General features: G+C 46.0%; 24 protein-coding genes. 12 read left to right on the top strand and 12 right to left on the bottom strand.

Features of this window, described 5'->3' with window-relative positions; all coding sequences use genetic code 11:
• Nucleotides 1-742 precede the first annotated feature (742 nt).
• Together NIES208_RS19115 and NIES208_RS16470 are read right to left on the bottom strand one after the other, a co-directional pair.
• Nucleotides 743-886, bottom strand: a complete 144-nt coding sequence (locus NIES208_RS19115) for a hypothetical protein (protein ID WP_171971795.1) — start codon at nt 884-886, stop codon at nt 743-745.
• Nucleotides 887-1,056: 170 nt separating this feature from the next.
• The gene (locus tag NIES208_RS16470; protein ID WP_075894077.1) at nt 1,057-2,382 is read right to left on the bottom strand and encodes a CHAT domain-containing protein; all 1,326 of its coding nucleotides are present in this window, start codon (nt 2,380-2,382) and stop codon (nt 1,057-1,059) included.
• Nucleotides 2,383-2,589: 207 nt separating this feature from the next.
• Here NIES208_RS16470 and NIES208_RS16465 point away from each other — a divergent pair, with 207 nt between their 5' ends.
• From NIES208_RS16465 to NIES208_RS16440, 6 genes are all read left to right on the top strand, one after another.
• A complete protein-coding gene (locus tag NIES208_RS16465; RefSeq protein ID WP_075894076.1) occupies nt 2,590-3,843 on the top strand; it encodes an FGGY-family carbohydrate kinase in 1,254 nt (417 codons plus the stop codon).
• 331 nt (nt 3,844-4,174) lie between these two features.
• Nucleotides 4,175-4,864, top strand: a complete 690-nt coding sequence (locus tag NIES208_RS16460) for a PHP domain-containing protein (protein ID WP_075894075.1) — start codon at nt 4,175-4,177, stop codon at nt 4,862-4,864.
• A 306-nt stretch (nt 4,865-5,170) separates the two neighbouring features.
• Nucleotides 5,171-6,640, top strand: coding sequence for an amidophosphoribosyltransferase (gene purF, locus NIES208_RS16455; RefSeq protein WP_075894074.1), 1,470 nt, complete (start codon nt 5,171-5,173; stop codon nt 6,638-6,640).
• 33 nt (nt 6,641-6,673) lie between these two features.
• Complete coding sequence (locus NIES208_RS16450) at nt 6,674-7,633, top strand: M48 family metallopeptidase (protein ID WP_075894073.1); 960 nt, start codon at nt 6,674-6,676, stop codon at nt 7,631-7,633.
• 174 nt (nt 7,634-7,807) lie between these two features.
• A complete protein-coding gene (locus NIES208_RS16445) occupies nt 7,808-8,392 on the top strand; it encodes a Uma2 family endonuclease (RefSeq protein WP_075894072.1) in 585 nt (194 codons plus the stop codon).
• Nucleotides 8,393-8,444: 52 nt separating this feature from the next.
• Nucleotides 8,445-8,888 carry a CHAT domain-containing protein gene (locus NIES208_RS16440; RefSeq protein ID WP_084176670.1) on the top strand — a complete coding sequence of 148 codons (444 nt, stop codon included), beginning with the start codon at nt 8,445-8,447 and terminating at the stop codon, nt 8,886-8,888.
• Between the two features lie 89 nt (nt 8,889-8,977).
• Here the strand turns inward: NIES208_RS16440 and glgB are convergent, their stop codons facing one another.
• Nucleotides 8,978-11,287, bottom strand: a complete 2,310-nt coding sequence (gene glgB, locus NIES208_RS16435) for a 1,4-alpha-glucan branching enzyme (protein ID WP_075894070.1) — start codon at nt 11,285-11,287, stop codon at nt 8,978-8,980.
• Nucleotides 11,288-11,592: 305 nt separating this feature from the next.
• Nucleotides 11,593-12,372, bottom strand: a complete 780-nt coding sequence (gene gloB, locus NIES208_RS16430; protein ID WP_075894069.1) for a hydroxyacylglutathione hydrolase — start codon at nt 12,370-12,372, stop codon at nt 11,593-11,595.
• Between the two features lie 115 nt (nt 12,373-12,487).
• Between gloB and NIES208_RS16425 the strand changes: the two genes are divergently transcribed.
• Nucleotides 12,488-12,679: a hypothetical protein gene (locus tag NIES208_RS16425; RefSeq protein ID WP_225875337.1), complete on the top strand. Its 192-nt coding sequence runs from the start codon at nt 12,488-12,490 to the stop codon at nt 12,677-12,679.
• 37 nt (nt 12,680-12,716) lie between these two features.
• Here NIES208_RS16425 and NIES208_RS16420 read toward each other — a convergent pair whose 3' ends face one another.
• From NIES208_RS16420 to NIES208_RS16410, 3 genes are all read right to left on the bottom strand, one after another.
• Nucleotides 12,717-13,631, bottom strand: coding sequence for a branched-chain amino acid transaminase (locus NIES208_RS16420; protein ID WP_075894067.1), 915 nt, complete (start codon nt 13,629-13,631; stop codon nt 12,717-12,719).
• Nucleotides 13,632-13,707: 76 nt separating this feature from the next.
• Nucleotides 13,708-15,495: a M61 family metallopeptidase gene (locus NIES208_RS16415; protein WP_075894066.1), complete on the bottom strand. Its 1,788-nt coding sequence runs from the start codon at nt 15,493-15,495 to the stop codon at nt 13,708-13,710.
• A gap of 14 nt (nt 15,496-15,509) precedes the next feature.
• A complete protein-coding gene (locus NIES208_RS16410) occupies nt 15,510-16,187 on the bottom strand; it encodes a Crp/Fnr family transcriptional regulator (RefSeq protein ID WP_075894065.1) in 678 nt (225 codons plus the stop codon).
• Nucleotides 16,188-16,659: 472 nt separating this feature from the next.
• On the opposite strand from NIES208_RS16410, the gene NIES208_RS19750 reads away from it, so the two are divergent.
• Nucleotides 16,660-17,235, top strand: a complete 576-nt coding sequence (locus NIES208_RS19750) for a type IV pilin-like G/H family protein (protein ID WP_139325089.1) — start codon at nt 16,660-16,662, stop codon at nt 17,233-17,235.
• A 150-nt stretch (nt 17,236-17,385) separates the two neighbouring features.
• The gene (pap, locus tag NIES208_RS16400; protein WP_075894064.1) at nt 17,386-18,915 is read left to right on the top strand and encodes a polyphosphate:AMP phosphotransferase; all 1,530 of its coding nucleotides are present in this window, start codon (nt 17,386-17,388) and stop codon (nt 18,913-18,915) included.
• Here pap and folK read toward each other — a convergent pair.
• The 3 genes from folK to NIES208_RS16385 are packed head-to-tail and all read right to left on the bottom strand — an operon-like array spanning nt 18,905 to nt 20,809.
• Nucleotides 18,905-19,426 carry a 2-amino-4-hydroxy-6-hydroxymethyldihydropteridine diphosphokinase gene (gene folK, locus NIES208_RS16395; protein ID WP_075894063.1) on the bottom strand — a complete coding sequence of 174 codons (522 nt, stop codon included), beginning with the start codon at nt 19,424-19,426 and terminating at the stop codon, nt 18,905-18,907. The genes pap and folK overlap by 11 nt on opposite strands.
• 1 nt (nt 19,427) lies before the next feature.
• On the bottom strand, nt 19,428-20,393 hold the full coding sequence (locus NIES208_RS16390; RefSeq protein WP_084176669.1) for an NAD(P)H-dependent glycerol-3-phosphate dehydrogenase: 966 nt from the start codon (nt 20,391-20,393) through the stop codon (nt 19,428-19,430).
• An 11-nt stretch (nt 20,394-20,404) separates the two neighbouring features.
• Entirely contained in the window at nt 20,405-20,809 is a 405-nt protein-coding gene (locus NIES208_RS16385) for a hypothetical protein (RefSeq protein ID WP_075894061.1), read from the bottom strand.
• Between the two features lie 73 nt (nt 20,810-20,882).
• Here NIES208_RS16385 and NIES208_RS16380 point away from each other — a divergent pair, with 73 nt between their 5' ends.
• The 3 genes from NIES208_RS16380 to NIES208_RS16370 all read left to right on the top strand — a co-directional run bounded on the left by NIES208_RS16380 (nt 20,883) and on the right by NIES208_RS16370 (nt 22,287).
• Nucleotides 20,883-21,134 (top strand): type II toxin-antitoxin system HicA family toxin, encoded by a 252-nt coding sequence (locus tag NIES208_RS16380; protein WP_075894060.1) that lies wholly within the window; start codon nt 20,883-20,885, stop codon nt 21,132-21,134.
• Between the two features lie 115 nt (nt 21,135-21,249).
• Nucleotides 21,250-21,603: a type II toxin-antitoxin system HicB family antitoxin gene (locus NIES208_RS16375; RefSeq protein ID WP_075894059.1), complete on the top strand. Its 354-nt coding sequence runs from the start codon at nt 21,250-21,252 to the stop codon at nt 21,601-21,603.
• A gap of 105 nt (nt 21,604-21,708) precedes the next feature.
• Nucleotides 21,709-22,287 (top strand): Uma2 family endonuclease, encoded by a 579-nt coding sequence (locus NIES208_RS16370; protein WP_075894058.1) that lies wholly within the window; start codon nt 21,709-21,711, stop codon nt 22,285-22,287.
• A gap of 17 nt (nt 22,288-22,304) precedes the next feature.
• Here the strand turns inward: NIES208_RS16370 and NIES208_RS16365 are convergent, their stop codons facing one another.
• Both NIES208_RS16365 and NIES208_RS16360 read right to left on the bottom strand, forming a co-directional pair.
• On the bottom strand, nt 22,305-22,571 hold the full coding sequence (locus tag NIES208_RS16365) for a Txe/YoeB family addiction module toxin (RefSeq protein ID WP_075894057.1): 267 nt from the start codon (nt 22,569-22,571) through the stop codon (nt 22,305-22,307).
• Complete coding sequence (locus NIES208_RS16360; protein WP_075894056.1) at nt 22,564-22,818, bottom strand: type II toxin-antitoxin system Phd/YefM family antitoxin; 255 nt, start codon at nt 22,816-22,818, stop codon at nt 22,564-22,566. Before NIES208_RS16360 ends, NIES208_RS16365 begins: the two co-directional genes overlap by 8 nt.
• Nucleotides 22,819-23,029: the final 211 nt, after the last annotated feature.

Here is a 23,029-nt window from a genome sequence, read left to right as displayed (position 1 = left end):
CGCTCTCCCATTCACCGCGTCGTACTTCCGAGCATGCTTAAGCAAAACTCACGTTCACTAGCTGTCCCAAGGGCAATAGTAATGGGGAGTTCAGTGAGTCTTGGCTGAGGCTGGTTTTATAGCCTAGATGTAGAGAGCCAGAGCATCGTGTTTTGCCACGGCATGGTTTGGTTGAGGATTTGCTGCTCGAATTGGGTTTTGATGTGTTGGATTTCGGGGTTAGGGAGTTGGGTGCGGAGATGATCGATGTATGCAGGGCGTTTGGGATTTTGGGATGTAAACTAATGGTTTTGTTATGGCGGACTAATAAAAATTTGAGTAGATTTAATGTCTTTTTGGGGCTGAGTTTTAACTTTTAGATCGTCAAATATTTTCTGCAAATCGGCATCATTCCAATGCACTATGTCGTTATCAGGGTGAGTGTAAATGGCTTCCTCGGCGGTGATGCGTTTTTTCGATCATCTCTGCATCTAAATCACTCAGGTCTAAAAGCTCGTCAAGCTTCTGTCTGTACGATCATTGTGAATCCTTTTAAGTCAAAACTTTATCTTAAATAACGTCAGTTATGGATAAGAATTTAGCTGATATTTCTTTAAAGAAAAGAAGACAAGGAGAGGTAGAGACACGGAGAACCAACGAAAATTTGCGTTTTTTGACCCCTAGGATTGTTTGGATAAAACATCTCCCGATCTCTCGCTCTCTGATTCGCCGCGTCGTATTGCCGAGTACCCTTAAGCAAAACTCAGGTTAAATAATCACTAATTTCACTGGTGTAGTCGGCATGGGGAGCATTTTCTGGAGGCAAAATAACTAAATTTCCTCGCAGTGACTCAAGCGATTTATTGGCAAATAGGCTTGCATTAATCGCTTGGTGATGGTTGTCCATTGTCTATTTGTAGGTTGCCAGAGTTATGCTGTTTTGCTGTTTGGGTTCTGGTTCGACTGTGGTTGATTGTTTAAGTCAAGATATTGAATCGACTAATGTCGTCTGCGCGTTGCTATTTTGCAGAGACCGAAAATGCTTGTCTTCAAACTTCAGGGCACATGGGGTTTCCTTTACCAAGGGCTGCTAATCATACTAAATCCTGCCCAATAGTAAGGGTGCTTTAGCTCTTCGGCAGTGGGAATTTGGTCACTTAGGGAGGCGGGAATGGGGACAATGCTACCGCGCGCTAATAAGAGGCGATCGCCGTCGAAGTTTACATCTCCCTTGAGTAGTGTGAGTTGGGCTTGGCGGAGGGCTTCAGCTTTAGTATTTTGCAATGATAGCTCTTGGTAGAAATCGCCCATTAGAGTCAGGGTTCCTGCATCGCTGATATTCCATAGGGTGGCGATCGCCGAATTAATCCCCAGCTGTAGTGCAAGTCCGGCAAATCCCAGCTCTGCTTCGCCATCTCCCACTGCCGTACGGCAAGCGCTTAGGACTAGTAAATCGACATTCGCTTGATGCCAGTTAAATTTCGGAATGTCCTCTAAAGTAACTTTCTGGTCGTAAAACTGAATGTAGGATTCGCTGGGACGACCCGCCAAAAAATCAGCATGGGTAGCAAAATGCACAATATCAAATTGGCGATTGCTGAGTAATGCCTGTAGGTCAACGCCAGTAAAATCATCATTGAGAATAGACAGTTTTTGCCGCGGTGTTTGGGTGGGCAAGGGCGATCGCCCTTGTTTGACAATCGTGGCTAGCTCTAGGGGCACTGCGGGTAATGGGCTAAGCTCTTCAAATTTTGACGCTCCCATGGCTAAAATGTTACCCCGTTGAATATCGCCGTATTCGTGGGCAATGAGGTTGAAGGCTGGAATACGGGTGAGGGCATATTTTTCAATCAAAAAGCGATCGCCATCATGCAAAGCCGCTAGGGGAATACCACGTAAGCCATCGCCTAAGCAAAATAAAATCGTGTCAATCTCCTCAGGCCGCAAAAAATCCAATTCAAACGGTTCTAATAACCATTGGTATAGTTGGCGAGCCGTTTCTTGATCAAAGGGGCGGCGGGGATTGGTGAGGCTCTGGGTAAAGCGACTGGCGATCGCCTCAAGCTTTTCTTGGGGGACATCATAGAGATCCCGAACAATGGGTTCTCCCGTTGACGTGACAAGCACTAAATGTAAATGGTCTTCCCTAGACATTGCCCAAATGACGGCAGGCTTTGTATCTGTCTCTGCGCCCATCCGTGCCAAGGTTGCCCCCATCTCTGCGGGGGACTGGGTAACCGTTGCTAAATCACGACCAAAATAAGTCTCAAATTCACGTTCAAAACTTTGTTCCATCGCCACAACAGCGTCGCTGGTCGTCTGGGCAAAACTAGGGATGGTCGTCGTTAGGCCTAGGGCGATCGCCAAGCTACCAAGGAAACATTGACCTAGAGCTTTCCTCATTTTTTATGCAACCACTAAACTACTACCTTTGTCTTCGTTGATCATCGCCCATGCTCCGGTTAAAGAAGCTGAGAATAGGACAAAATTTCCCTTAAATTTGTATGGTGACATTCATCACTTTTTGGGTCTTGCTGCCTAAAAGCTTGGGAATCATGAGGGTCGCAATCATGGGATTATCGGTTGAATTAGTGACAAAATTTACGGAATATGACCTACTTTCTTGGCATTGATTTTGGCACCTCCGGGGCAAGGGCGATCGCCATCGATGCAGACCACACCATTGCGCAAACCATCACCTATTCCCTAGCCGCGCAAACTCCGACAGCTTGGCAGCAGACATTATTTAAATTACTCGATGCCCTTCAGCAAGACATCGCGAAACATCTTAGGGCGATCGCCATTAATGGCACCTCAGGCACAGTGTTACTCTGCGACGCAGCCGGGAAACCCCGATCAGAAGCGCTTCTGTATAACGATGATCGGGGGCGATCCCAATTAACCCAACTGGCAGATTTAGCCCCCACCGGACACCTCGTGCAATCAGCCACATCAAGCTTGGCAAAATTACTCTGGTTTCAAGCGGAGGGTTTCACGGATCACGCCCAATATTTTCTGCACCAGGCCGACTGGTTAGCCGGATTGCTGCATGGTCAATGGGGCATCAGCGATTACCACAATGCCCTGAAGCTCGGCTTTGATGTTGAAAAATGCCTTTATCCCGCCTGGCTGCAAAGCACTTCTTTGTTTAAATTATTGCCGGCGGTAAAAACACCCGGAGCAAGTATCGGAAAAATCTCTGGAGCGATCGCCACCCAATTTCAGATCAACCCCCATTGCCAGATACGGGCAGGCACAACAGATAGTATTGCCGCATTTATGGCCAGTGGCGCGAGCAAAGTGGGTGAAGCAGTCACTTCATTAGGTTCAACCCTTGTTGTCAAGTTACTCAGCGATCGCCCGGTAAATGACCAAGCAGCAGGTGTTTATAGCCATCGTTTTGGGCAGCTGTGGCTGACAGGCGGTGCGTCAAATACAGGGGGAGCCGTCCTAAAACACTTTTTTGATGAGCCAGCTATCCGTCGACTGAGTGATGAAATTAATCCCCACATCAGCACAGGCTTAGCGTATTACCCCCTCCTCAAGCCCGGCGATCGCTTTCCGATTAATGATCCCAATTTAGAACCCCGCTTAACGCCACGACCTGACGGCGATCGCCAATTTTTCCAAGGTTTGCTAGAAGGCATTACCCACATTGAAGCGATGGGCTACGACAAATTACAAGAATTAGGCGCACCAAAACCCACCAAAATTTTTACCGCAGGGGGCGGCGCTCAAAATCCAACTTGGACAACCATGCGTCAAAAACAATTTTCCTGCCCGGTGCTCATCTCCCCAAATCCGGAGGCCGCCTACGGTTCTGCACGACTTGCCCACCACGGCAACTTAAACGAGTGGTCATAAATCTTGGTCTGTAGCCACCGCTTTCTAATATCCCTTTTAGAATAGGAACAGTAAGCAATATCAGTCGAATTTGTAATGGGGCGAGCATTCACTTTGGGACAAGTTAACAATATTCAACCTCAGCATTAGTCATCATCTCCATCACATAATTTAATAACCTGTTCTAGTCACAACCGATTCGGGATCAAGAAATCTCTGTTATGGTGACTGTATTAAATAAAGATTTACATTGTCTTCATATTTTTGTATTTAGAATAATCGCCCCTTAAATTCACCTTAATTTCTTGCCTTGTCTCCGTTCTGCGCTCTGACATAGATCGCGATTATAACTATGACTTCCACTTTGTCTGTGGCCACTGCGGCTCAAGACGTACAAGCTTTAAAAGGTGCTTGGCGTAGCATCACCCCAACGAGTTGTCCTCTCCACTACAACTTTCATATGCACTCGGTCTTTTCCGATGGGCAGCTAACACCAGAACAAATTGTCGATCAGGCGATCGCCATCGGTTTATCGGGTTTTGCCATTACCGATCACCATACCGTTAATGGCTTTTGGCAAGCCCAAGCCTACCTAGCAGAGCAACAAAAATCACAAACTCAACCCGTCCCCCAACTCTGGACAGGTATCGAAATTAATGGCGTGCTCCTCGATACTGGGGTGCATATTTTGGGTTACGGTTTTGATCCCGACCATCCAGACCTAGAGCCCTATCGTCAGCGGGAAATCCAGCAGGGCGATCGCGCCGCAGCCCAAACCATTGTCGCCGCGATCCATCAAGCAGGAGGTTTAGCCGTATTAGCCCATCCAGCGCGGTATCGTCGTCCTGCCCAGGATTTGGTTCCGGCAGCCGTGGAACAGGGGTTTGATGGCATCGAAGCCTATTACGCCTACAGTAATCCTAATCCTTGGCGCTCTAGTGACAAGCACACCGCTGCGATGCAAACCATGGGAGAACAATATAATCTATGGCTAACCTGCGGCACAGACACCCACGGCTGTAATCTCCTGCGACGTTTATAAATAAATTTGCACGATTGATAAACTTTTAAAAAAGCTCTTGCCTCGGTTGCCGTGATTCGCAAAGGATAAAGGGGCGATCGCCCAGTCAATGTCAAGAATGCTTACCAGAAAATCCTCAAAAAATAAACTAACGAAAGCATAATTCCCTTGTCAAAGGCCGAAAATAGTTGATAATCGAGATGTTAAACCCATATTAAGTTCCATTAAAGTCACGTTATTTGTTCAGTATTTAACTGAATTTCTAACGTTGCTATACTTGCTTTTTTTGTTTTCACCTAAATTCACGCTAGGAGCGCAACCTGTAGGATGACTGTCCCCCAAACTGTCCATGCCAACATTGAATCTGACAAGCCAAAAGAATATTGCGGCGTTTTCGGTATCTATGCCCCCACAGAAGAAGTGGCAAAGCTGGCATACTTTGGACTCTTTGCTCTACAACATCGGGGGCAAGAATCCGCTGGGATTGCAACCTTTGATCGTGATCGTATCCACTGCCATAAAGATATGGGCTTGGTTTCCCATGTCTTTAGCGAAGATAAACTAGCAGAACTACAGGGCATTTGGGCGGTGGGTCACAATCGCTATTCCACAACGGGCTCTAGTCATAGTTGCAATGCGCAACCTGCTTTAGAAGAGACCCGCCTCGGTACTTTAGCCCTCGCCCATAACGGTAATCTCGTTAATACGATTGAGTTAAAGGAAAAGCTTGAATCCCTCAATGATCATCTCGATTTCCATACGACCACTGACTCGGAAATGATCGCTAAGGCGATCGCCATTTATGTCGATCAAGGTATGAGTTGGCATGATGCTGCCATTGCGGCATTTAAGCTCTGCTCTGGTGCCTATAGTCTTGTGATTGGTACGCCAGAGGGTTTAATCGGTGCGCGGGATCCCCATGGTGTACGCCCCCTCGTTTTAGGCACCTTAGAAGAAGAGGATGGTACAGAGCGATTTGTCCTTGCTTCTGAAACCTGTGCCCTCGATATTATTGGCGCAGATTATATCCGCGATGTTAATCCCGGCGAAATGGTGTGGATTACGGAAGCAGGCATCGAATCAACCCAGTGGAATACACAGCCAGAGCAAAAGCTCTGTGTGTTTGAAATGATTTATTTTGCTCGCCCTGATAGTCTGTTCCACGACGAAACGCTGTTTAGCTACCGCCTCCGCCTTGGTGCTCAGTTGGCACGGGAATCTCAAATTGATGCTGATCTTGTGATGGGTGTCCCCGATTCCGGGATTCCGGCGGCGATCGGTTTTTCCCGCGAGTCTGGTATTCCCTTTGGCGAAGGTTTAATCAAAAATCGCTACGTGGGTCGTACCTTTATCCAACCCACCCAGCACATGCGGGAAGTGGGTATTCGTATGAAACTCAATCCCCTAAAAGATGTATTGCATGGTAAACGCATTGTGATCGTTGATGATTCCATTGTGCGGGGAACCACCAGCCGTAAAATTGTGCGCGCCCTGCGTCAAGCTGGTGCGGAAGAAGTTCATATGTGTATTTCTTCGCCCCCTGTGACCCACCCTTGTTTCTATGGCATCGATACCGATAACCAAGAACAGCTAATCGCCGCCACTAAATCTCAACAGGCGATCGCCGAGCAGATCGAAGTAGACTCCCTGACTTACCTCAGCAAAGAAGGCATGCTAAAAGTAACCAACGAAAACCCCAAACATTTCTGTACCGCTTGTTTTGACGGTAACTATCCCATTGAGATTCCCGATGCCATCAAGTCATCTAAGCTAATGTTAGAGAAAGCCACAGTTTAGACGCGACACAGAAAAAAGCGGAGGAAAATATTCATGCCGACCTATCCCGGAATTTCGAGCGAAGCCTTTCGCCATCCCCTAGATCGACAGGCAGAGGAAGCCCTCCGCAACTTACCCGGCTTTAAATTACTGGCTAGTCGCTTTGTAGAATATATCTATGAGCGACCCCAGCAAATTTATTTAATGGGGAACACCATTAAAGCGGGGCCTCGTCAGTACTCGACGCTTTATGGCATGTTTCGAGAATGTGTGCGGGATCTGGATGTCAGTATTGAGCCGACCCTGTACGTCGATCAAAATCCCCGCGTCAATAGCTACACCCTCGGTACAGAACACCCCTATATTGTTGTCAATAGCGGCCTACTCGACCTATTAGAAGAAGACGAATTACGGACGGTGCTTGCCCATGAGCTAGGACATCTCCAATGTGAACACCCAGTCCTCACCCAGATGGCAATGTGGGCAATGGGAGCCGCATCTTTTGTGGGAGAAGTAACCCTTGGCTTAGGAAATGTGATCACCACAGGTCTGCTTTATGCTTTTTATGAATGGCGGCGTAAAGCGGAACTATCAGCAGATCGGGCTGCTCTCCTCGTCACGGACGACCTCAATCCGATTTTTCGTACCATGATGAAGCTGTCTGGCGGCAGCATGAAATACGCCAATGAAGTCAGTTTGAGCGAATTTACTCAGCAGTCCCAGGATTATCAAGACCTTGATCAAGAGCAGCTCAACCAGATTTACAAATTTCTCATTTACAACGGTGGCAACGGCACTTTTCTTGGGCATCCTTTCCCTGTGGAACGTCTTAAATTTATTAAGGATTGGGATGAGTCGAAGGAATATCAAGATATTAAAGCGGGGCATTATGCCCGGGGTGAGTCTGGCTCGGTAGAGGTGGAAACGGAAGAGAAAAATGATGATGTGGATAATTTACGTCGTCAAGTAGAAGAGCTACGCCGCGAAATTGAAAGAACAAAAAAGCAAGATTAACTGGGTTGCCGAAGTTTCAAAAATGAGGGCGATCGCCTCCATATCCATAATTGTTTAATACCGACTCATTGCTTTTTTCCAATCTCATCAAATAACGCAGAAGGCAAAAGGGCGATCGCCATCTAAGTTCGTCGTTAAAATTAAAAATATAGTTTGCGAAATCGAGTAAATCCTATGATTGCTGCTGCCGAACTTCCCAGAAAAATGACACCGGAAGAATATCTCGAATGGGAAGCAACTCAGGATATTAAGTATGAATATATTGACGGTGAAATTATTGCAATGACGGGTGGAACAGTAACACACGCGAGAATTTACCTGAATTTATACCGCGCTTTATTTCCTCATTTACAGACGAGAGGATGTGAAACTTTTGTGTCGGACGTAAAGGTACAGGATTCTAAAACAAAGCGATATTTTTATCCTGACTTGGTGGTGACTTGCCATCCTGATGACAAGAAAAATAATCAATTTATCCAGCACCCCAAAGTGATTGTAGAAGTCTTGTCGCCTAGCAATGCTCGTTATGATCAAGGTCGCAAGCTCAAGCTATATCGCCAAATACAGAGTTTACAGGAATATATTTTGATTGATAGTCAGCGGGTTTCTGTGGAGATGTACCAGCGGCAAACGGGAAAAATGTGGGGCTACAGTGACTATGCTCTAGATGAAATGCTTGTCATTCCCAGCATTGAGTTTGAATGTCCGGTGATGATGCTCTACGAAGGCGCAATTCTCGAAGAATCGGAAGAAGAGTAACTTTTGTGGGTTTTGTTTTTTTGAAAAGGGCGATCGCCTCGAAGATTACGATATTGTCCACTTTGCGACCCACGGTTTTTTTCATAAAACCAAACCCGAACAATCAGGCTTAGTTTTTTCGCTGGTAGATGAACAAGGCAATTCCCAAAACGGTTTCTTGCGGCTCGATAGTATTTTTAATATGCAGCTTAACGCCAGTCTCGTTGTACTCAGTGCCTGCCAGACAGGGATTGGTGAGGAAGTTCCCGGCGAAGGAATGCTGGGTTTAAGCCGCGGTTTTATGTATGCCGGAACCCCACGCTTGCTAATGAGTTTGTGGAGTGTAGACGACAAAGCCACCGCCGAATTTATGACCCGTTTTTACCGAAATCTACTCGAAGACGGGCTCACTGCCGCTGCTGCTCTGAAGAAAACCCAACGGGAAATGCGCGAAGAAACCAAGTGGAGTCATCCGCAATATTGGGCAGCATTTATCTTGCAAGGCGATTGGAATTAATCCCCGTCTTCCTTTATCAAAAAAAGTAGGGGCATTTCGCAAAACGCCCCCACCAACTCGATTAAATTTACCGACTTTAAAAATGTCGTCTATTCAGCTTTATCCTTTTTCGCGGCGATCGCCTCAGCGGTACGCTTGCGATCTAGTTTTAAAACGACCACACCGAGGGGAGGCAAACAAAGATCCGCCGAGTAGGGCAAACCATGCATTCCCCAGTCCTCTGCCCAAACCCCACCAAAATTCTTCTGGTTACTGCCACCAAACGTCTCGACATCACTATTAAAGACTTCGTTGTAGCAACCCGGCTCCGGCATCCCAATGCGATAATGCCGATGTAATTGCGGCGTAAAATTACAAGCCACAATTAAGAAATCATTCGGATCCTTTGCACGGCGAATAAACGACACCACACTATTTTGATTATCCGAGCAGTCAATCCATTGAAAACCCTCTTCCTCAAAATCCCGCTCATAAAGCGCAGGTTGATCTTTATAGAAAGCATTTAGTTCAGAGAAGAAACCTTTGAGCTTGGCATGGGGTTCATGATTTAACAGATCCCAGTTGAGGTCAGTCCAAACATTCCACTCATTCCACTGCCCGAACTCCATGCTCATAAACATGGTTTTCTTGCCGGGGTGCATAAACATGTAGGCAAACAAAGCCCGCACATTAGCAAACTTCTGCCACTCATCACCGGGCATCTTACCGATAATCGAACTCTTGCCATGCACGACTTCATCGTGGGACAGCGCCAACATGTAGTTCTCGCTGAAGTGATACCACATACTGAAGGTAATGCTGTTTTGGTGATGCTGACGGAACCAAGGATCCATGCTGAAATAGTCGAGGTTGTCGTGCATCCAGCCCATATTCCACTTCAGGTTAAAGCCCAAGCCACCGAGGTATGTGGGACGAGAAACCATCGGCCATGCAGTGGATTCCTCCGCCACGGAAATCGCACCGGGATAATATTTGAAAATTAAATTATTGGTTTGACGCAAAAACTCAACGGCTTCTAAATGCTCGTTACCACCGTAATCGTTGGCAACCCACTCGCCATCTTCGCGGTCATAGTCGAGGTACAGCATTGAAGCTACTGCATCTACCCGAATACCATCAATGTGATATTTATCGAACCAAAACAGCGCATTGGCGATGAGGAAATTGCGCACCTCGTTGCGGTTGTAGTTAAAGATTAATGTGCCCCATTCTTTATGTTCGCCTTTGCGGGGATCAGCATGTTCGTAGAGGTGTGTACCGTCAAAAAATGCTAATCCATGGCTGTCTTTAGGGAAGTGACCGGGAACCCAATCCACAAGGACACCAATGCCATTTTCGTGACATTTGTCGATGAAATACATTAGATCTTCTGGGTTACCGAAGCGCGATGTCGGCGCATAATATCCCGTCACTTGATAACCCCAAGAACCATCAAAGGGATGCTCGGCGATCGGGAGTAATTCGATGTGGGTATAGCCCAGCTCTTTGATGTAAGGAATTAGCTGATCGGCCAGCTCGTAATAGCTGAGGTACCGTGCTCCTTCTTTGGTTTCGTTAACGGGAATAGGTTCTGCCTCGCCTGAAAGTAATTGCATTTTTTCTTCGGCAGAGCCATGGAGCCACGATCCTAAATGGAGTTCGTAGATGGAAATGGGCACTTTGAGGGGATCGGTCTTGGTACGTTGTTCAATCCACTCAGCATCGTTCCATTGGTATTGGTTTAAGTCGGTGACGATGGAGGCAAAGTCGGGGCGTACTTCTTGGAAAAAGCCGTAGGGATCGGACTTTTCGTAGATATGTCCTGCTTGGTTTTTTACTTCGTATTTATATTTTGCGCCGGTACTCAGTTCTGGAACGAAAATATCCCATATTGCGCCATTGAGCTTGCGCATTTGGTGCTCTCTACCATCCCATGCGTTGAAATCTCCAATGACAGAAACGTTGCGGGCATTGGGAGCCCAAACGGCAAAATAAACGCCGTCAACGCCGTTTAGGGTTAGGGGATGTGCACCTAGTTTTTCGTAAATGCGGTGGTGATTTCCTTCGGCAAATAGGTGTAAGTCTAGATCGCTAAAGTGGGGGGGTTCACCAAATGAATAGGGGTCGAAAATGGTGATGTGGCGATCGCCGCACTTATATTTCAGTTGATATTGTGGTGATATTTCCTGTTCGACAACACATTCAAAAAAGTGGGGATGATGTACCGCTGCCATGGGATATTCCTGCTGTGATACAGGGTCAACAACCCAAGCTTGCTCGGCTTTGGGCAGAAAGGCACGCACTGACCACGTTGATGCGCCATCAATTTCGACAGGATGACAGCCCAAAATTGTGTGGGGATTGTCGTGGTAGTTGGAGACGATCTGATGAACCTGTTCAGATGTAATCGCAGTAGGCATTATGGAAGTCACCGAAGATAAATTGCGGGTTACTGATGAAAAAGGGATGATTTAATGCTTGCCCATGGGGGTTTGCGGCGGTTGGCAAAAACCTAAGTATTTCAAGGAAAATCACCTAAATGTTATGAAAATTGCGTTTTAAAAAGATCATCTTTTACCTTAGTCTTTTTTGGAATTTCCGTAATCTTTCTGACGGCGTAGAGCCTACGGATTTTAGGTAAAAATATCTAATGAATTGGGCTTTTTTTCATTGGGCGAAAACATCTGGCGATCGCCACATTGATCGCCAAATCTCCAGTCGAAATCTAAAATAAATCCCGCTTACCCCGTAGTTTTGCAAAGACCCGTTGGGGTTCGTGATGGCTAACGGCAGCTTGTACCTCTGGCTGGTCACATCGCAGAAAAGGATTGGTTTGTTTTTCAATGGCGAGCAAACTGGGTACTGTCGCTTGACCCTGTTGTCTTAAGGCTTTCACTTCCTCAAATCGTTGGTATAGCTGAATATTGTCAATATCTAAACTCGTCGCAAATCGCAAATTTTTGAGGGTATATTCATGGGCACACCACACGCGGGTTTTATCTGGTAGCGTACGTATTCGTTGCAGCGATCGCCACATTTGCGCCGGGTTTCCTTCCAGAAGCCGTCCACAGCCCCCCGCAAACAGAGTATCGCCACAAAATAAATCCCCTGTGCCCTCCGGTTTTGTCGGGGGAAAATAGTAAATAATATGGCCTTGGGTATGGCCGGGCACAAATAAAATTTCAGCGGTGCGATCTAATACATTCAGGCGATCGCCTTCTTTGAGAATATTGGTCTGACCGGGAATGCGTCCCTTTTGTCCATCATGGTCGCTGGCATACACTTTCGCATTTGGAAACTGTGCCAATAATTGCCGATTTCCCCCCACATGATCATGGTGGTGATGAGTAATTAAAATAGCCGTTAACTGTAAATTTTCCTGCCGCAAATAATCTAAAACAACGCCACCATCCCCCGGATCAACCACCGCCGCTAAACCAGAGAGGCGATCGCCCAAAACAAAAATATAATTATCGTGAAACGCTGGTAGACGAACAATTTCCATAATTTTTGAGCAATATTTCAAAGGGTCGCATCGATAATACCAAGATTGGTTTTAAACTAGCTGTAATGTCTGCCTCGTTTGAGCCATGCCCACCACCAACAACATAGCGATTGTGATGAACATTCAACAAGTTTGCGAACGCATCCTTAGCACCGGTGAACTCACTCGTGAGGAGCATATGCAGCTCATGAGCAGTTGTTTAAATGATGGCTTGGTCAATCAAGACGAACGACACACCATTAACCGCGTCCTTGATGAAATTCAGTTCGGTAAACTAACCTTTGTCCAAGCAGAGGTGGCCGCCTAAAACACAATTTTCAGTTTTCAGTAATCATGTCGTGCCCTTAACTCAAGGGGATTTTGTAAACCCACTCAGAAAATTCACTGTCTTGGTTTTGAGTAATTGCCGTTAGTTTTTCCCGTAGCTTTTCAGTGATGGGGCGATCGCCGGGTAATTTATAATTTTCGATTTGCTTGACGGGTGTAACCTTTGCTGCCGTACCACTCAGAAAAACTTCATCCGCAATGAGTAATTCCGTCTTATCAATGGGACGCTCAATCACCTCAATGCCAAATTTTTTCGCCAAAGTAATGATGCTGTCGCGGGTAATGCCTTCGAGGATATCTTGATCCGAACCGGGGGTAATCAATTTGCCATCGCGCACGATAAACACGTTCATCCCAGACGCTTCACAAACTTTCCCTTGGGAATTCATCAGTAAAGCTTCATCAAATCCGGACGCAACCGCTTCAGATTTTGCCAAGGCAGACGCAATATATGCACCACTAATTTTGCCCCGCAATGGAAAACTGCGATCCTCTTGGCGTGTCCAAGAGCTAATGCGACAGGAAATCCCTTCCGGCGACAGGTAATCCCCCAACTCTAAACCGTAAACAAAAAAGTCTTTTTCAATTTTGTGGAGACGGGGCGCAATACCAAGATCAGAAGTATAGACAAAGGGACGAATATAAAACGATTTTGCCGGGCGATTTTTCTGCACAAAATCAACAATGACATGTTCAATTTTGTCCGCAGGTAAATCAAATTGTAAAAAATTTGCACTATTACTCAAGCGGCGACAGTGACGATCTAAACGGAATAACAAAATTTGGTTGGCATCATGCGGATCGGGAATCCCCCGTAACCCTCCAAATGCTCCCGTACCATAATGTAGCGCGTGGGTTGCGATGGAAATATTAGCCTCTGCAAACGGAACAAATTTTCCTTGGAAATAGGCGGTAGGGAGAAAATTATGCATTAGGTTAAGGAACGGACGGTTTAAGTCGATGTTTAAATATCAAGGTGGGGGTCTGACGAACAGGAAAGGAGTGGGATTAGTGGCAGAGCCAACCTGTCAACTTCGCTTTTTGTTGGTCAGATGCGTCGGGATTTTTCTTCACTTGGTAACTGCTAGGCTGGGGTTCAGCGAGGGTTACGGCAAGGGTTTTTAATTGATCTTGCTGAAAAAGCGTGATCGAAATTGTATCACCTGCATGGTAGTTCTGAAGGCGTTTGCTTACTTGCTCGGCATTGACGCGATAGTCGGCGATCGCCAAAATTTCGTCCCCCGGATCAATCCCGGCGATGTGGCATGGGGAGCCGCTTTCGATGGATTTAACGAGGGTGCGGTTGTTTTCGTCTTTGATCTCTGCACCGAAATAGGGGATTTTTTTATCGTCGTAAATTGGCTTGAGGATTAAACCAAAAGATTCAAGGGATTTTTCAAGGGGAAGTTCCTCAGTGCTATACAGATAACGATTAAAGAAATCTGTCAAATCACAGCCTGCAACTTCAGCAATAACCGTTTCCACTTGCTTCGGCGTAAAACCAATTTCATCCTTCCCAAATTCTTGCCACATCCGCTGCATTACATCGTCAAGGGATTTTTGATTATCGTGGCGATCGCGGATAATCAGATCCAGCATTAACGACACCATTGCCCCCTTGAGGTAGTAGGACATTTGATTATTATTGCTATTAGCATCGCGACGATATAGCTTAATCCAAGCATCAAAACTAGACTCGGCTAGGGGCTGCACAAAGCGTCCCGGCGTATTGAGATAACGGGTTATGTCTTTACCCAAGCTCTCTAGGAAAAAGTCATCGTCGTAAATATCAGCCCAGCGCGGAATGATGAGATCGTAGTAGCTCGTCACCCCTTCGGCAAACCACAGAGAAGTGGTGTAGTTTTCGTTTTCATAATCGAAGGTTTCAAGGGCTTTCGGGCGGATGCGTTTAATATTCCACAAATGGAAAAATTCGTGGGCAACGAGTTGCATAAAACGGTTGTAGTTATTGTGGTCGCCAAAGCCGAAACGGGGATAATTTAAAGAACAGCTTTCTTTGTGCTCTAGGCCGCCATAGCCGCTACTGGATAAATGGAGCAGGAACATATATTCGTCGTAGGGTAAGCCACCGCCGTAGATGTCGGCTTCTATTGCAATAATTTTTTTCGTGTCGGCGATCGCCTTGTCTGCATCAAAATCACCATCACCCCAAACCACCCAACGGTGGGGTTTATCGGCATAGAGAAATTCATGACTTTCATGGATACCAACTTCAACTGGACTATCCACTAAGACATCAAAATTCTCGACCCAAAACTGCGTCTCAGAGTCTTCTAAAAGGGGTAATGTCGTACTAATTTGCCAAGCTTCATCGGGTGGCTCTACCTCAAGGATAAAAGACTGATTTTGGTAGTCAGGCACAAAGCAAAAAATAGCTGCCCCATTAAAGTAACCGTGAGTACTATCAAGGTGATTGGTTCGTACCGTTAATTCATTTGCAAAGACACGATATTTAACCGTAATTGACTCAGTCGCATCCGTCGCAATTTGCCAATGGTTTTTGCCTTGTTTTTGCCAAGCTAATGGTTTTTCTGTCGCTGTGGCGATCGCCTGAAAATCCTGCACATGGCGAGCATATTCCCGCACCAAATAAGACCCCGGTGTCCACACAGGCATCTTTAGATCCAGCAGCATTGCTGACCAATGGTTAATCTGAATCGTGACCTCAAATAAATGTTGGTGGGGATTCGGCATTGCCACCCCATACACAATTTCTACCGATGTTTCATCTTGAGTTGCCTGCGAAATCTGCGAAGAAGTAACTGTTTGAACCATTAGTAAAATTCAGCCTAAGCCCGTCCGGCTAGCTTTGATAACTGCTTGAAATTAATAAAGTGAATAGTAGCATCGTCCATCTCCAGCCAGCCTTTACTGCGGAGCTTCGTGAGAATGATGTCGACTTCCTTGGGTTTAATATCGGCAACCTCTGCGAGATCCGTGGCAGGGATATTAATAATTTTCACACCCTGATCCGTTGGTTCGCCATAGCTTTCTGCGAGCAAAATCAACATCTTTGCCAGTTTGAGCGCCGGCGGTTGATTGCGCCATTGGAAACGGGCATTGGCATTACGCAGCCGCTGCACCATGAGCTGCAACATTTTGTGGTGGAGCTGATGATCCCGAAATAAAGTCTGAATAAACCGTTGGGCTGAAATACTGAGTAACTTCACCTGGGATAGGGCAACAACATCGGTGGAGCGGGGGGACTCATCCAGAATCGCCATTTCCCCAAAAAAATCCCCTTGACCTAAAATCGCAAGGGTCATTGTGCTGTCACCGGTTAAGCGCCGTACTTTGACCCAACCGGACTGGATAAAGTAGACTGCATTTCCCCAAGAGTCTTCCATCAGCACAGTTCGTCCGACTGGATATTCATGCTCGGTGGTGATCGATAGCAAGGATTCGATGGTTTCAGGGTTAGCGTTACCGAAAAGGGGGAAAAGCTCACTAAAAGCTTTGGTATCCATGAAATGTTGCCGAAGTAATCAGAATAAAAACGTAGCAGTAGTAGATGGCTGATGGAGCTGTTGTGCTTGGTTTACAGACTCTTTAAAGCATTCACTCTTTAAGCATAACTTAATTTTTGGATGGCTTTTGTTCCTTCTTGGGCAATCGTGTTGGGGATTTTGGCGATCGCCACTCGGCGGGAGCCGGGGTCTGTCTCACCAGAGATTAAACCGTTGACACAACGCCGATGGGACTTCGTACATATTTTTTATTGTCGGGACTTCCTGTTTTTCCCCCGATTGTTCTGTAGAGGTGATTTGCTGAAAAAATTTGTCTTGGTAAACAATGCTCGATAGTGGCAAACCATATTTTGTGATTGCAATGCGTCAAGGGCGACTTGATTGGGCTTGATGTCCGAGAGATCTACGGAGACAAAACAGAGGCAAAAATGCTGCCACGTAAGTATTTACCCTGATGGTCTAGGGAAACGAAATGGGTAGCTTATTAGAGGCTTCGGCCTATTGTTATTGCATCGCTGGGGTTTGCATGGATATTCTGGAATTTTTACGCTTACGTCCAAAAAAAAATAAGTTTGAGCTGATTTCAGGATTTACGCTGATCGAATTATTGATTGTCATTATTATTATTGGTATTTTGTCGGCGATCGCCTTGCCAGCCTTCCTCAGCCAAGCAGCTAAAGCACGCCAGTCCGAGGCAAAATTATTTGTTGGTTCCATCAACCGAGCCCAGCAAGCTTATATGATGGAGCGACTTGAATTTGCTGATAGTGTTGATCGCCTCAATATTGTGCAAAATAAACAGTCACAATATTATTCCTACAGTTTTGTCGTGACGAAAACCCAAGGCTCAGTCATAGCTATCCCCTTGGTAGAAGAAAGTATTAGAGCTTATACGGGCGCGACAACGTTGTATCAAAATCAAGCCGAGATTAAAACAATCATTTGTGAATCACCGCAGCCGGGCTTAGGGGACAAGAAAATACCAGAGTGGGATGCGACAAGTTTGACGCTATTTTGTCCGGAGCCAATGCAAAATATTACCCGATAAAGATAAGTATTGCCGGAAAAATCTCCGTTAATAGTGAACAAAGGGTGGTCTTCATAAACTTTTGCGGCGATCGCCAGAAATTTTTCGAAAAATCCTTCCATACTAGAGAGCAGATAATTTTCTCCGGCAAAACCCTTGCTGTCGTGCACTGTGCTTGAAATATTAGATTTAGAGTTGACTCTCTCTAAACAAGACTATAAAACCCAAATGAACGAGTTGATGGGTCAGCTGCGATCGCTACAAAATGCTTGCTGGCAACATAAACTTCCCGTTGCAGTAGTCCTTGAAGGGTGGGCAGCGGCAGGGAAAGGGGCTTTGGTCAAAAAAATGACGCGCCATATGGATCCCCGTGGGTTCTCTGTCTTACCAATTTTTGAGCCGTCGGAACGAGAAAAACGCTATCCTTTTCTTTGGCGATTTTGGCATAAGCTACCAGCGCGGGGGCGTGTGGCCTTTTTCTATCACAGTTGGTATACCCATCTCCTTGAGGATAGATTATTTGAGCGTCTTGAACCCAGTGATGTGCCTACTGTTGTGCGGGAAATTAATGGTTTTGAGCGGCATCTCGTTGAGGATGGCATGGCGATCGCCAAATTTTGGATTCATTTATCCGAAGATGAGCTAAAAAAACGTCTCAAAAAAGCCGCAAAGGATGAACTGGATGCATGGCGCGTTAGACCAGAAGATTGGCAACAAGCGGAAAATTATCAAACCTATAGTCAACTCGCCGAAGAAATGCTGATTCAAACCAGTACTGGCGCGGATCCTTGGATTTTAGTAGAGGGAGATGACAAACGCTGGGCAAGGGTAAAAGTGCTCTCGCAGCTCGTCGCGACAATTACCGAAGCGCTAGATCGTCGTCGCATAGCACTGCCGACGGAAGTCCGTCTCGAACCCCAGCAAAGACTTCTTGCGACAGAACCAGATTTCCTTGCCAAGGTTGATCTGAGCTTGAAGTTAGAACCAGATGAGTACAAAGAACGCCTACGAGCTGCTCAGTTAAAATTACGCCAGTTACAGCAGCAAATTTATCGGCAACAATTACCCGTTTTGCTGATGTTTGAAGGTTGGGATGCAGCGGGCAAAGGTGGGGCGATTAAACGGTTAACGGAGGTGCTTGATCCGCGTAGCTATAAAGTCGATGCTTTTGCTGCGCCAACTGCTGAGGAAAATCAATATCATTATCTCTGGCGCTTTTCGCGACGGCTACCGGGTAAGGGGACGATCGGGATTTTTGACCGCAGTTGGTATGGTCGAGTGCTGGTGGAGCGGGTGGAAAATCTTGCGACTGAGCGGGAATGGCGACGGGCCTATCGGGAAATTAATGAGTTTGAAGCGCAACTAATCCATGCGGATTATGTCATTGTCAAATTTTGGCTCCATGTTGATCAGCAGGAACAACTGGCAAGGTTTGAACAGCGCAAAAATGACCCCTATAAAAAATATAAGTTGACGGAAGAGGATTGGCGTAATCGCGAAAAATGGGGATTGTATGATGTGGCGATTAATCAGGCGATCGCCCGTACGAGTACCCCTGCTGCCCCTTGGACGGTTGTCCCTGCTAATGACAAACTTTATGCGCGGGTCTTTGTGATCGAAACGGTCATTGAAGCGGTGCAGTACAAACTGGCTCAACTGAAAAAACAGGCAAAGCAAAAGAAAAAAAGGCTTAAATCTTAAGGGGTTTGATGTCCTTTAGATCGCTCTGGGGTAGGCGATCGCCCAACTCTTTTACCGTCAAATTATTGCGAGGATCAACCCAATCGGCGGCAATTTCAGCGAGGGGCACTAGGACAAATGCTCGTTCTTGCATTCTCGCATGAGGAACTGTCAAAGTTGGTGTGTTGATGCGGCGATCGCCATACAAAATCAAGTCTAAATCGAGGGTTCTTGCGCCCCAATGCTCTTTACGCTCCCGCCCAAATTGATATTCGATCTGGTGCAATTTTGCTAGTAAAGCTTCCGGTTCTAATTCGGTTTCACAGGTGATACAGCCGTTGATGTAATCGGGTTGGGGCGGGCCGATGGGTTTGGTGCGATACCACGCAGATTTTGCGATTAATGTGATTTCTGGTGTTTGCTCAATTTCAGTAATTGCAGCTTCGAGAGTTTGCAGAGAATCGCCGAGATTACTACCAAGGGCGATCGCCACATTAACAGGTGGCTTAGAAGAGTTTCCGGGGCGCTTCATACTAGCCAACGCTCTCGTCTAAAATGTCGCAGGATTCCGGCTTCAGCTCACGATCCATTAAATTGCTAACGGCTTCGAGGGGCGAAATTTTCCCCTTAAGCAGACGATAAACCTGACGGGAAATGGGGATGGGAATGCCTTCTCGGTTCGCCAAATTTACTAAAACTTTGGTGGTGTTCACCCCTTCGGCTGTACTACCTAATTCTGCAAGGATTTGCTCCAAATTTTTTCCTGCTGCTAATCCGGCACCGACGCGGTAATTTCGACTCAGCGGGCTAGTACAAGTTGCTAACATATCCCCCAATCCCGCTAATCCTAAAAAGGTTTCTGGCTGTGCTCCAAAGTGAGTGCCGATGCGCATAATTTCCGGTAAAGCTCTCGTGATTAAAGCTGATTGGGCATTGGTTCCCAGTTTTAACCCGGCACAAACACCGACGGCGATCGCCATCACATTTTTGAGCGTGCCACCCAGCTCCGTACCGAGGGGGTCATTATTCGTATACACCCGAAAACAATCCGAAGAAAACACCGCTTGAATCGTTTCCGCCGCCTCTAAATTATGGCTTGCCGCAACCGTCGCCGCCGGTAAACCCGCTTCAATTTCCTTCGACAAATTCGGCCCCGATAAAACCACAACGGGATTATTAGGAAATGTTTCCTGCAAAATTCTAGATGGGGTGAGGGTCGTTTTCGGGTCAAGGCCTTTTGTTGCTGTTACAAGAATTGTTTTGTCAGAAATCCCCATCTCTTTTACCTGTGCCGCGACATTCCGCACGCCTTTCATCGAAATGGCAAACAGCACAATATCCGCATCGGCGATCGCCTCAGCAAGACTCAGCTCACCCCGCCGCGACCAGATCCGCAGTTCATGATGATTCACCGCAGCAAGAGTGGCGAGAGCACTGCCCCACGCACCAGCTCCAAGCATTGCCATCGTTTTCTGGCTGTCTGTACTTACCAAATTCATTTTCTCCAAGCTCATATTGCATATTGTTCCATCCGACCCGCAAGATGTTTAGGAATTTTTGGCCAACTATATTCACCACGATCATCCCACGACTTAGAGCCAGTCATTAATCCAAGACTAATCAAGTCGTCACAAAGCTGGTCATGGGGGTAAACAAACCATTGGGCATTTTGGTTAAAAGCAATGTAAATATCTTTGCTGCGATATTTTTTTGAAAACGTTAGGCGACCTTTCAATTGAACTTTCAGAAAAGTATTGCCATCAATATGACAGGCAATAAAATCAGCCCCTTGCCAGTCATCTGTAAGCCATAAACAGTTAAAACCATAGTCAGCAAGTTGTGCCGCAATTTTCTGAAAATTATAACTTTCTTGTTGGCGAGGGTTTAAATTCTTATATTTGATTCTGCTAAACATGATCAATAACAAACGCCAAAAGTGACATCAAAAAACGATATCATAGACAGTGGGAAAATCAGCACCATCACAGATGAATAAAAAACAGCAGCGGATTTTGGATGCCATTCAGCTCACACCTCCTCCCGCCAATCTTAAATGGGATGACATTGAATCTCTGTTTAAGGCATTGGGAGCGACGGTATCTCAGGGCAATGGTTCAAGGGTTCGAGTCCTGCTTAACGGGGTTAAAGCAACCTTCCATAAACCTCACCCCAATAATGAAGTTGGGAGGGGTTGTGTTAGGGGGATACGTACCTTTCTAGAAAACGCCAATGTTATTTAAAGGTTAATTAAAAACCTTAGTTATTTGTCTGAGCAAACACTGTTCTGATCACCCACTTAATGGGGGAGTAAAATCCCCCATCAAAATCAACATAAATTCCTTCAAAGGGAGAACTATGTACACAGCCACTTATAAGGGATATACAGGAAAATTTGAAATTGATTTTGAAGAAAATCTTTTATCCGGTATTGTGATCGATATTAGAGATGTCATCACTTTTCATGGCAAGACCATTGAAGAAGCTGTGCAATGTTTTCATGAGTCAGTTGATGATTATTTAGAATTTTGTGAAGAGGTTGGCGAAGATCCTGATAAGCCTTTTTCGGGTCGTCTCCCCTATCGCACTTCGCCTGAGACCCATCGCCAGATTTATCTTGCGGCGACTAAAGCGGGCAAAAGTATTAATGCTTGGATGGATGAAGTGTTAGCTGAAAAATCTAGTCAAGAGCTCCATCGTGCAGAACGTTAAGTGGTTGCTTTTTGTCTTACAAAAGATACGGTGGCGATCGCCCCTTTCAGTGCCAAAAATGCTTGTTATCCTAAAAAAAAGTAATTCCTCGCGCGGTTTCATCCTATGACTGCATTTGTCCTCGATCTCAGTCCCCTGACCAACCTGACTCGTGAACAGTTCTATCGCCTCTGCGAAGCCAATCCTGACCGCAAACTCGAAAGAAGTCCTACTGGAAAATTGATTGTTATGGCTCCCACTGGTGGAGAAACAGGTTTTCGTAACTTTCGGCTATCCGGCAAATTATTTGTTTGGAGTGAACCACGGGAAGATGGTGTTGCTTTTGATTCTTCCACTGGGTTTTCTTTGCCAAAGGGGGGTGATCGCTCTCCGGATGTCTCATGGATTCCGCTAGAAAAATGGGAAAGCTTAACGCCAGAGCAACGCAAAGGATTTTTGCCGCTCTGCCCTGATTTTGTAATTGAATTGCTGTCGCCTTCTGACTCTTGGAAGCTGGGCACAGAAAAGATGGCAGAGTATCAGGCAAATGGTTGTCGGTTGGGTTGGCTCCTCGACCCGAAAAATAAGCGGGTGGGGATCTATCGCGGCGATCGCCCTGTAGAAATCCTAGAAGCGCCAGATAAGCTTTTCGGGGAAGATGTTTTAGTAGGCTTTGAATTAGACGTACGTTTCTTGTGGCAATAATTTTTTAGGCGATTGTCTCAGTAATGGTATCGGCAGGCAATGATCGTTAAATATTTGTCATCTACCGCATAAACAAGACGGTGGGTTTCATCGATGCGGCGCGACCAAAAACCAGATAAATTCTCCTTGAGTGCTTCTGGTTTCCCCATACCTTCAAAAGGCGATCGCCGAGTATCTTGAATGAGCTGATTAATGCGTTTCAGGGTTTTACGATCTTGGGTCTGCCAATACAAATAATCTTCCCCTGCTGCATCAGTCCAAGCCAATCGGCGAACATCATTCATCTATTAAATCTCGTTCCGTGACCTGACTTTCCCGAAACTGCTCGATAGAACGAGACAGGTGCGCCGCATTAGCAGGAGATTTCAGTAGATAAACCGTCTCCATCAAACTGTTGTAATACTCTAAAGACATCACCACCGCATCCTCGGCATCACGGCGAGTAATAACAGTGCAATCCGCATCGTTAGATACCGCATCAAGAACTGCCTTTAATTTTTTTCGTGCTTCGGTAAAGGAAATAATACGCATCTTGCATCGCTGACCGAATCTTACTTGTACAGTTTAACGTACAACTTGTTGCTGGGAGCTTATACTTTGAATCCACAAAGTCGATAAGATAAATAGCAGTGGCGATCGCCTCCTTTCACAAATACCTAATCGTAGAAATCTTAGACACACCTATTTAACGTCAGTTATGGATAAGAATGTAGCCAAAATTCTTTAGAGAAAAGGAGACACG

Source organism: [Limnothrix rosea] IAM M-220 (genome assembly GCF_001904615.1).
Classification (GTDB): domain Bacteria; phylum Cyanobacteriota; class Cyanobacteriia; order Cyanobacteriales; family MRBY01; genus MRBY01.
The sequence above is the reverse complement of the archived record's forward strand: the minus strand, read 5'-3'. Positions and strand labels throughout refer to the sequence as shown.

What these genes read in the sequence shown, in the direction of transcription:
- NIES208_RS19115 (WP_171971795.1), bottom strand. Translation starts at nt 886, where the DNA reads ATGGACAACCATCACCAAGCGATTAATGCAAGCCTATTTGCCAATAAA.
- NIES208_RS16470 (WP_075894077.1), bottom strand. Translation starts at nt 2,382, where the DNA reads ATGAGGAAAGCTCTAGGTCAATGTTTCCTTGGTAGCTTGGCGATCGCC.
- NIES208_RS16465 (WP_075894076.1), top strand. Translation starts at nt 2,590, where the DNA reads ATGACCTACTTTCTTGGCATTGATTTTGGCACCTCCGGGGCAAGGGCG.
- NIES208_RS16460 (WP_075894075.1), top strand. Translation starts at nt 4,175, where the DNA reads ATGACTTCCACTTTGTCTGTGGCCACTGCGGCTCAAGACGTACAAGCT.
- purF (WP_075894074.1), top strand. Translation starts at nt 5,171, where the DNA reads ATGACTGTCCCCCAAACTGTCCATGCCAACATTGAATCTGACAAGCCA.
- NIES208_RS16450 (WP_075894073.1), top strand. Translation starts at nt 6,674, where the DNA reads ATGCCGACCTATCCCGGAATTTCGAGCGAAGCCTTTCGCCATCCCCTA.
- NIES208_RS16445 (WP_075894072.1), top strand. Translation starts at nt 7,808, where the DNA reads ATGATTGCTGCTGCCGAACTTCCCAGAAAAATGACACCGGAAGAATAT.
- glgB (WP_075894070.1), bottom strand. Translation starts at nt 11,287, where the DNA reads ATGCCTACTGCGATTACATCTGAACAGGTTCATCAGATCGTCTCCAAC.
- gloB (WP_075894069.1), bottom strand. Translation starts at nt 12,372, where the DNA reads ATGGAAATTGTTCGTCTACCAGCGTTTCACGATAATTATATTTTTGTT.
- NIES208_RS16425 (WP_225875337.1), top strand. Translation starts at nt 12,488, where the DNA reads ATGAACATTCAACAAGTTTGCGAACGCATCCTTAGCACCGGTGAACTC.
- NIES208_RS16420 (WP_075894067.1), bottom strand. Translation starts at nt 13,631, where the DNA reads ATGCATAATTTTCTCCCTACCGCCTATTTCCAAGGAAAATTTGTTCCG.
- NIES208_RS16415 (WP_075894066.1), bottom strand. Translation starts at nt 15,495, where the DNA reads ATGGTTCAAACAGTTACTTCTTCGCAGATTTCGCAGGCAACTCAAGAT.
- NIES208_RS16410 (WP_075894065.1), bottom strand. Translation starts at nt 16,187, where the DNA reads ATGGATACCAAAGCTTTTAGTGAGCTTTTCCCCCTTTTCGGTAACGCT.
- NIES208_RS19750 (WP_139325089.1), top strand. Translation starts at nt 16,660, where the DNA reads ATGGGTAGCTTATTAGAGGCTTCGGCCTATTGTTATTGCATCGCTGGG.
- folK (WP_075894063.1), bottom strand. Translation starts at nt 19,426, where the DNA reads ATGAAGCGCCCCGGAAACTCTTCTAAGCCACCTGTTAATGTGGCGATC.
- NIES208_RS16390 (WP_084176669.1), bottom strand. Translation starts at nt 20,393, where the DNA reads ATGAATTTGGTAAGTACAGACAGCCAGAAAACGATGGCAATGCTTGGA.
- NIES208_RS16385 (WP_075894061.1), bottom strand. Translation starts at nt 20,809, where the DNA reads ATGTTTAGCAGAATCAAATATAAGAATTTAAACCCTCGCCAACAAGAA.
- NIES208_RS16380 (WP_075894060.1), top strand. Translation starts at nt 20,883, where the DNA reads ATGAATAAAAAACAGCAGCGGATTTTGGATGCCATTCAGCTCACACCT.
- NIES208_RS16375 (WP_075894059.1), top strand. Translation starts at nt 21,250, where the DNA reads ATGTACACAGCCACTTATAAGGGATATACAGGAAAATTTGAAATTGAT.
- NIES208_RS16370 (WP_075894058.1), top strand. Translation starts at nt 21,709, where the DNA reads ATGACTGCATTTGTCCTCGATCTCAGTCCCCTGACCAACCTGACTCGT.
- NIES208_RS16365 (WP_075894057.1), bottom strand. Translation starts at nt 22,571, where the DNA reads ATGAATGATGTTCGCCGATTGGCTTGGACTGATGCAGCAGGGGAAGAT.
- NIES208_RS16360 (WP_075894056.1), bottom strand. Translation starts at nt 22,818, where the DNA reads ATGCGTATTATTTCCTTTACCGAAGCACGAAAAAAATTAAAGGCAGTT.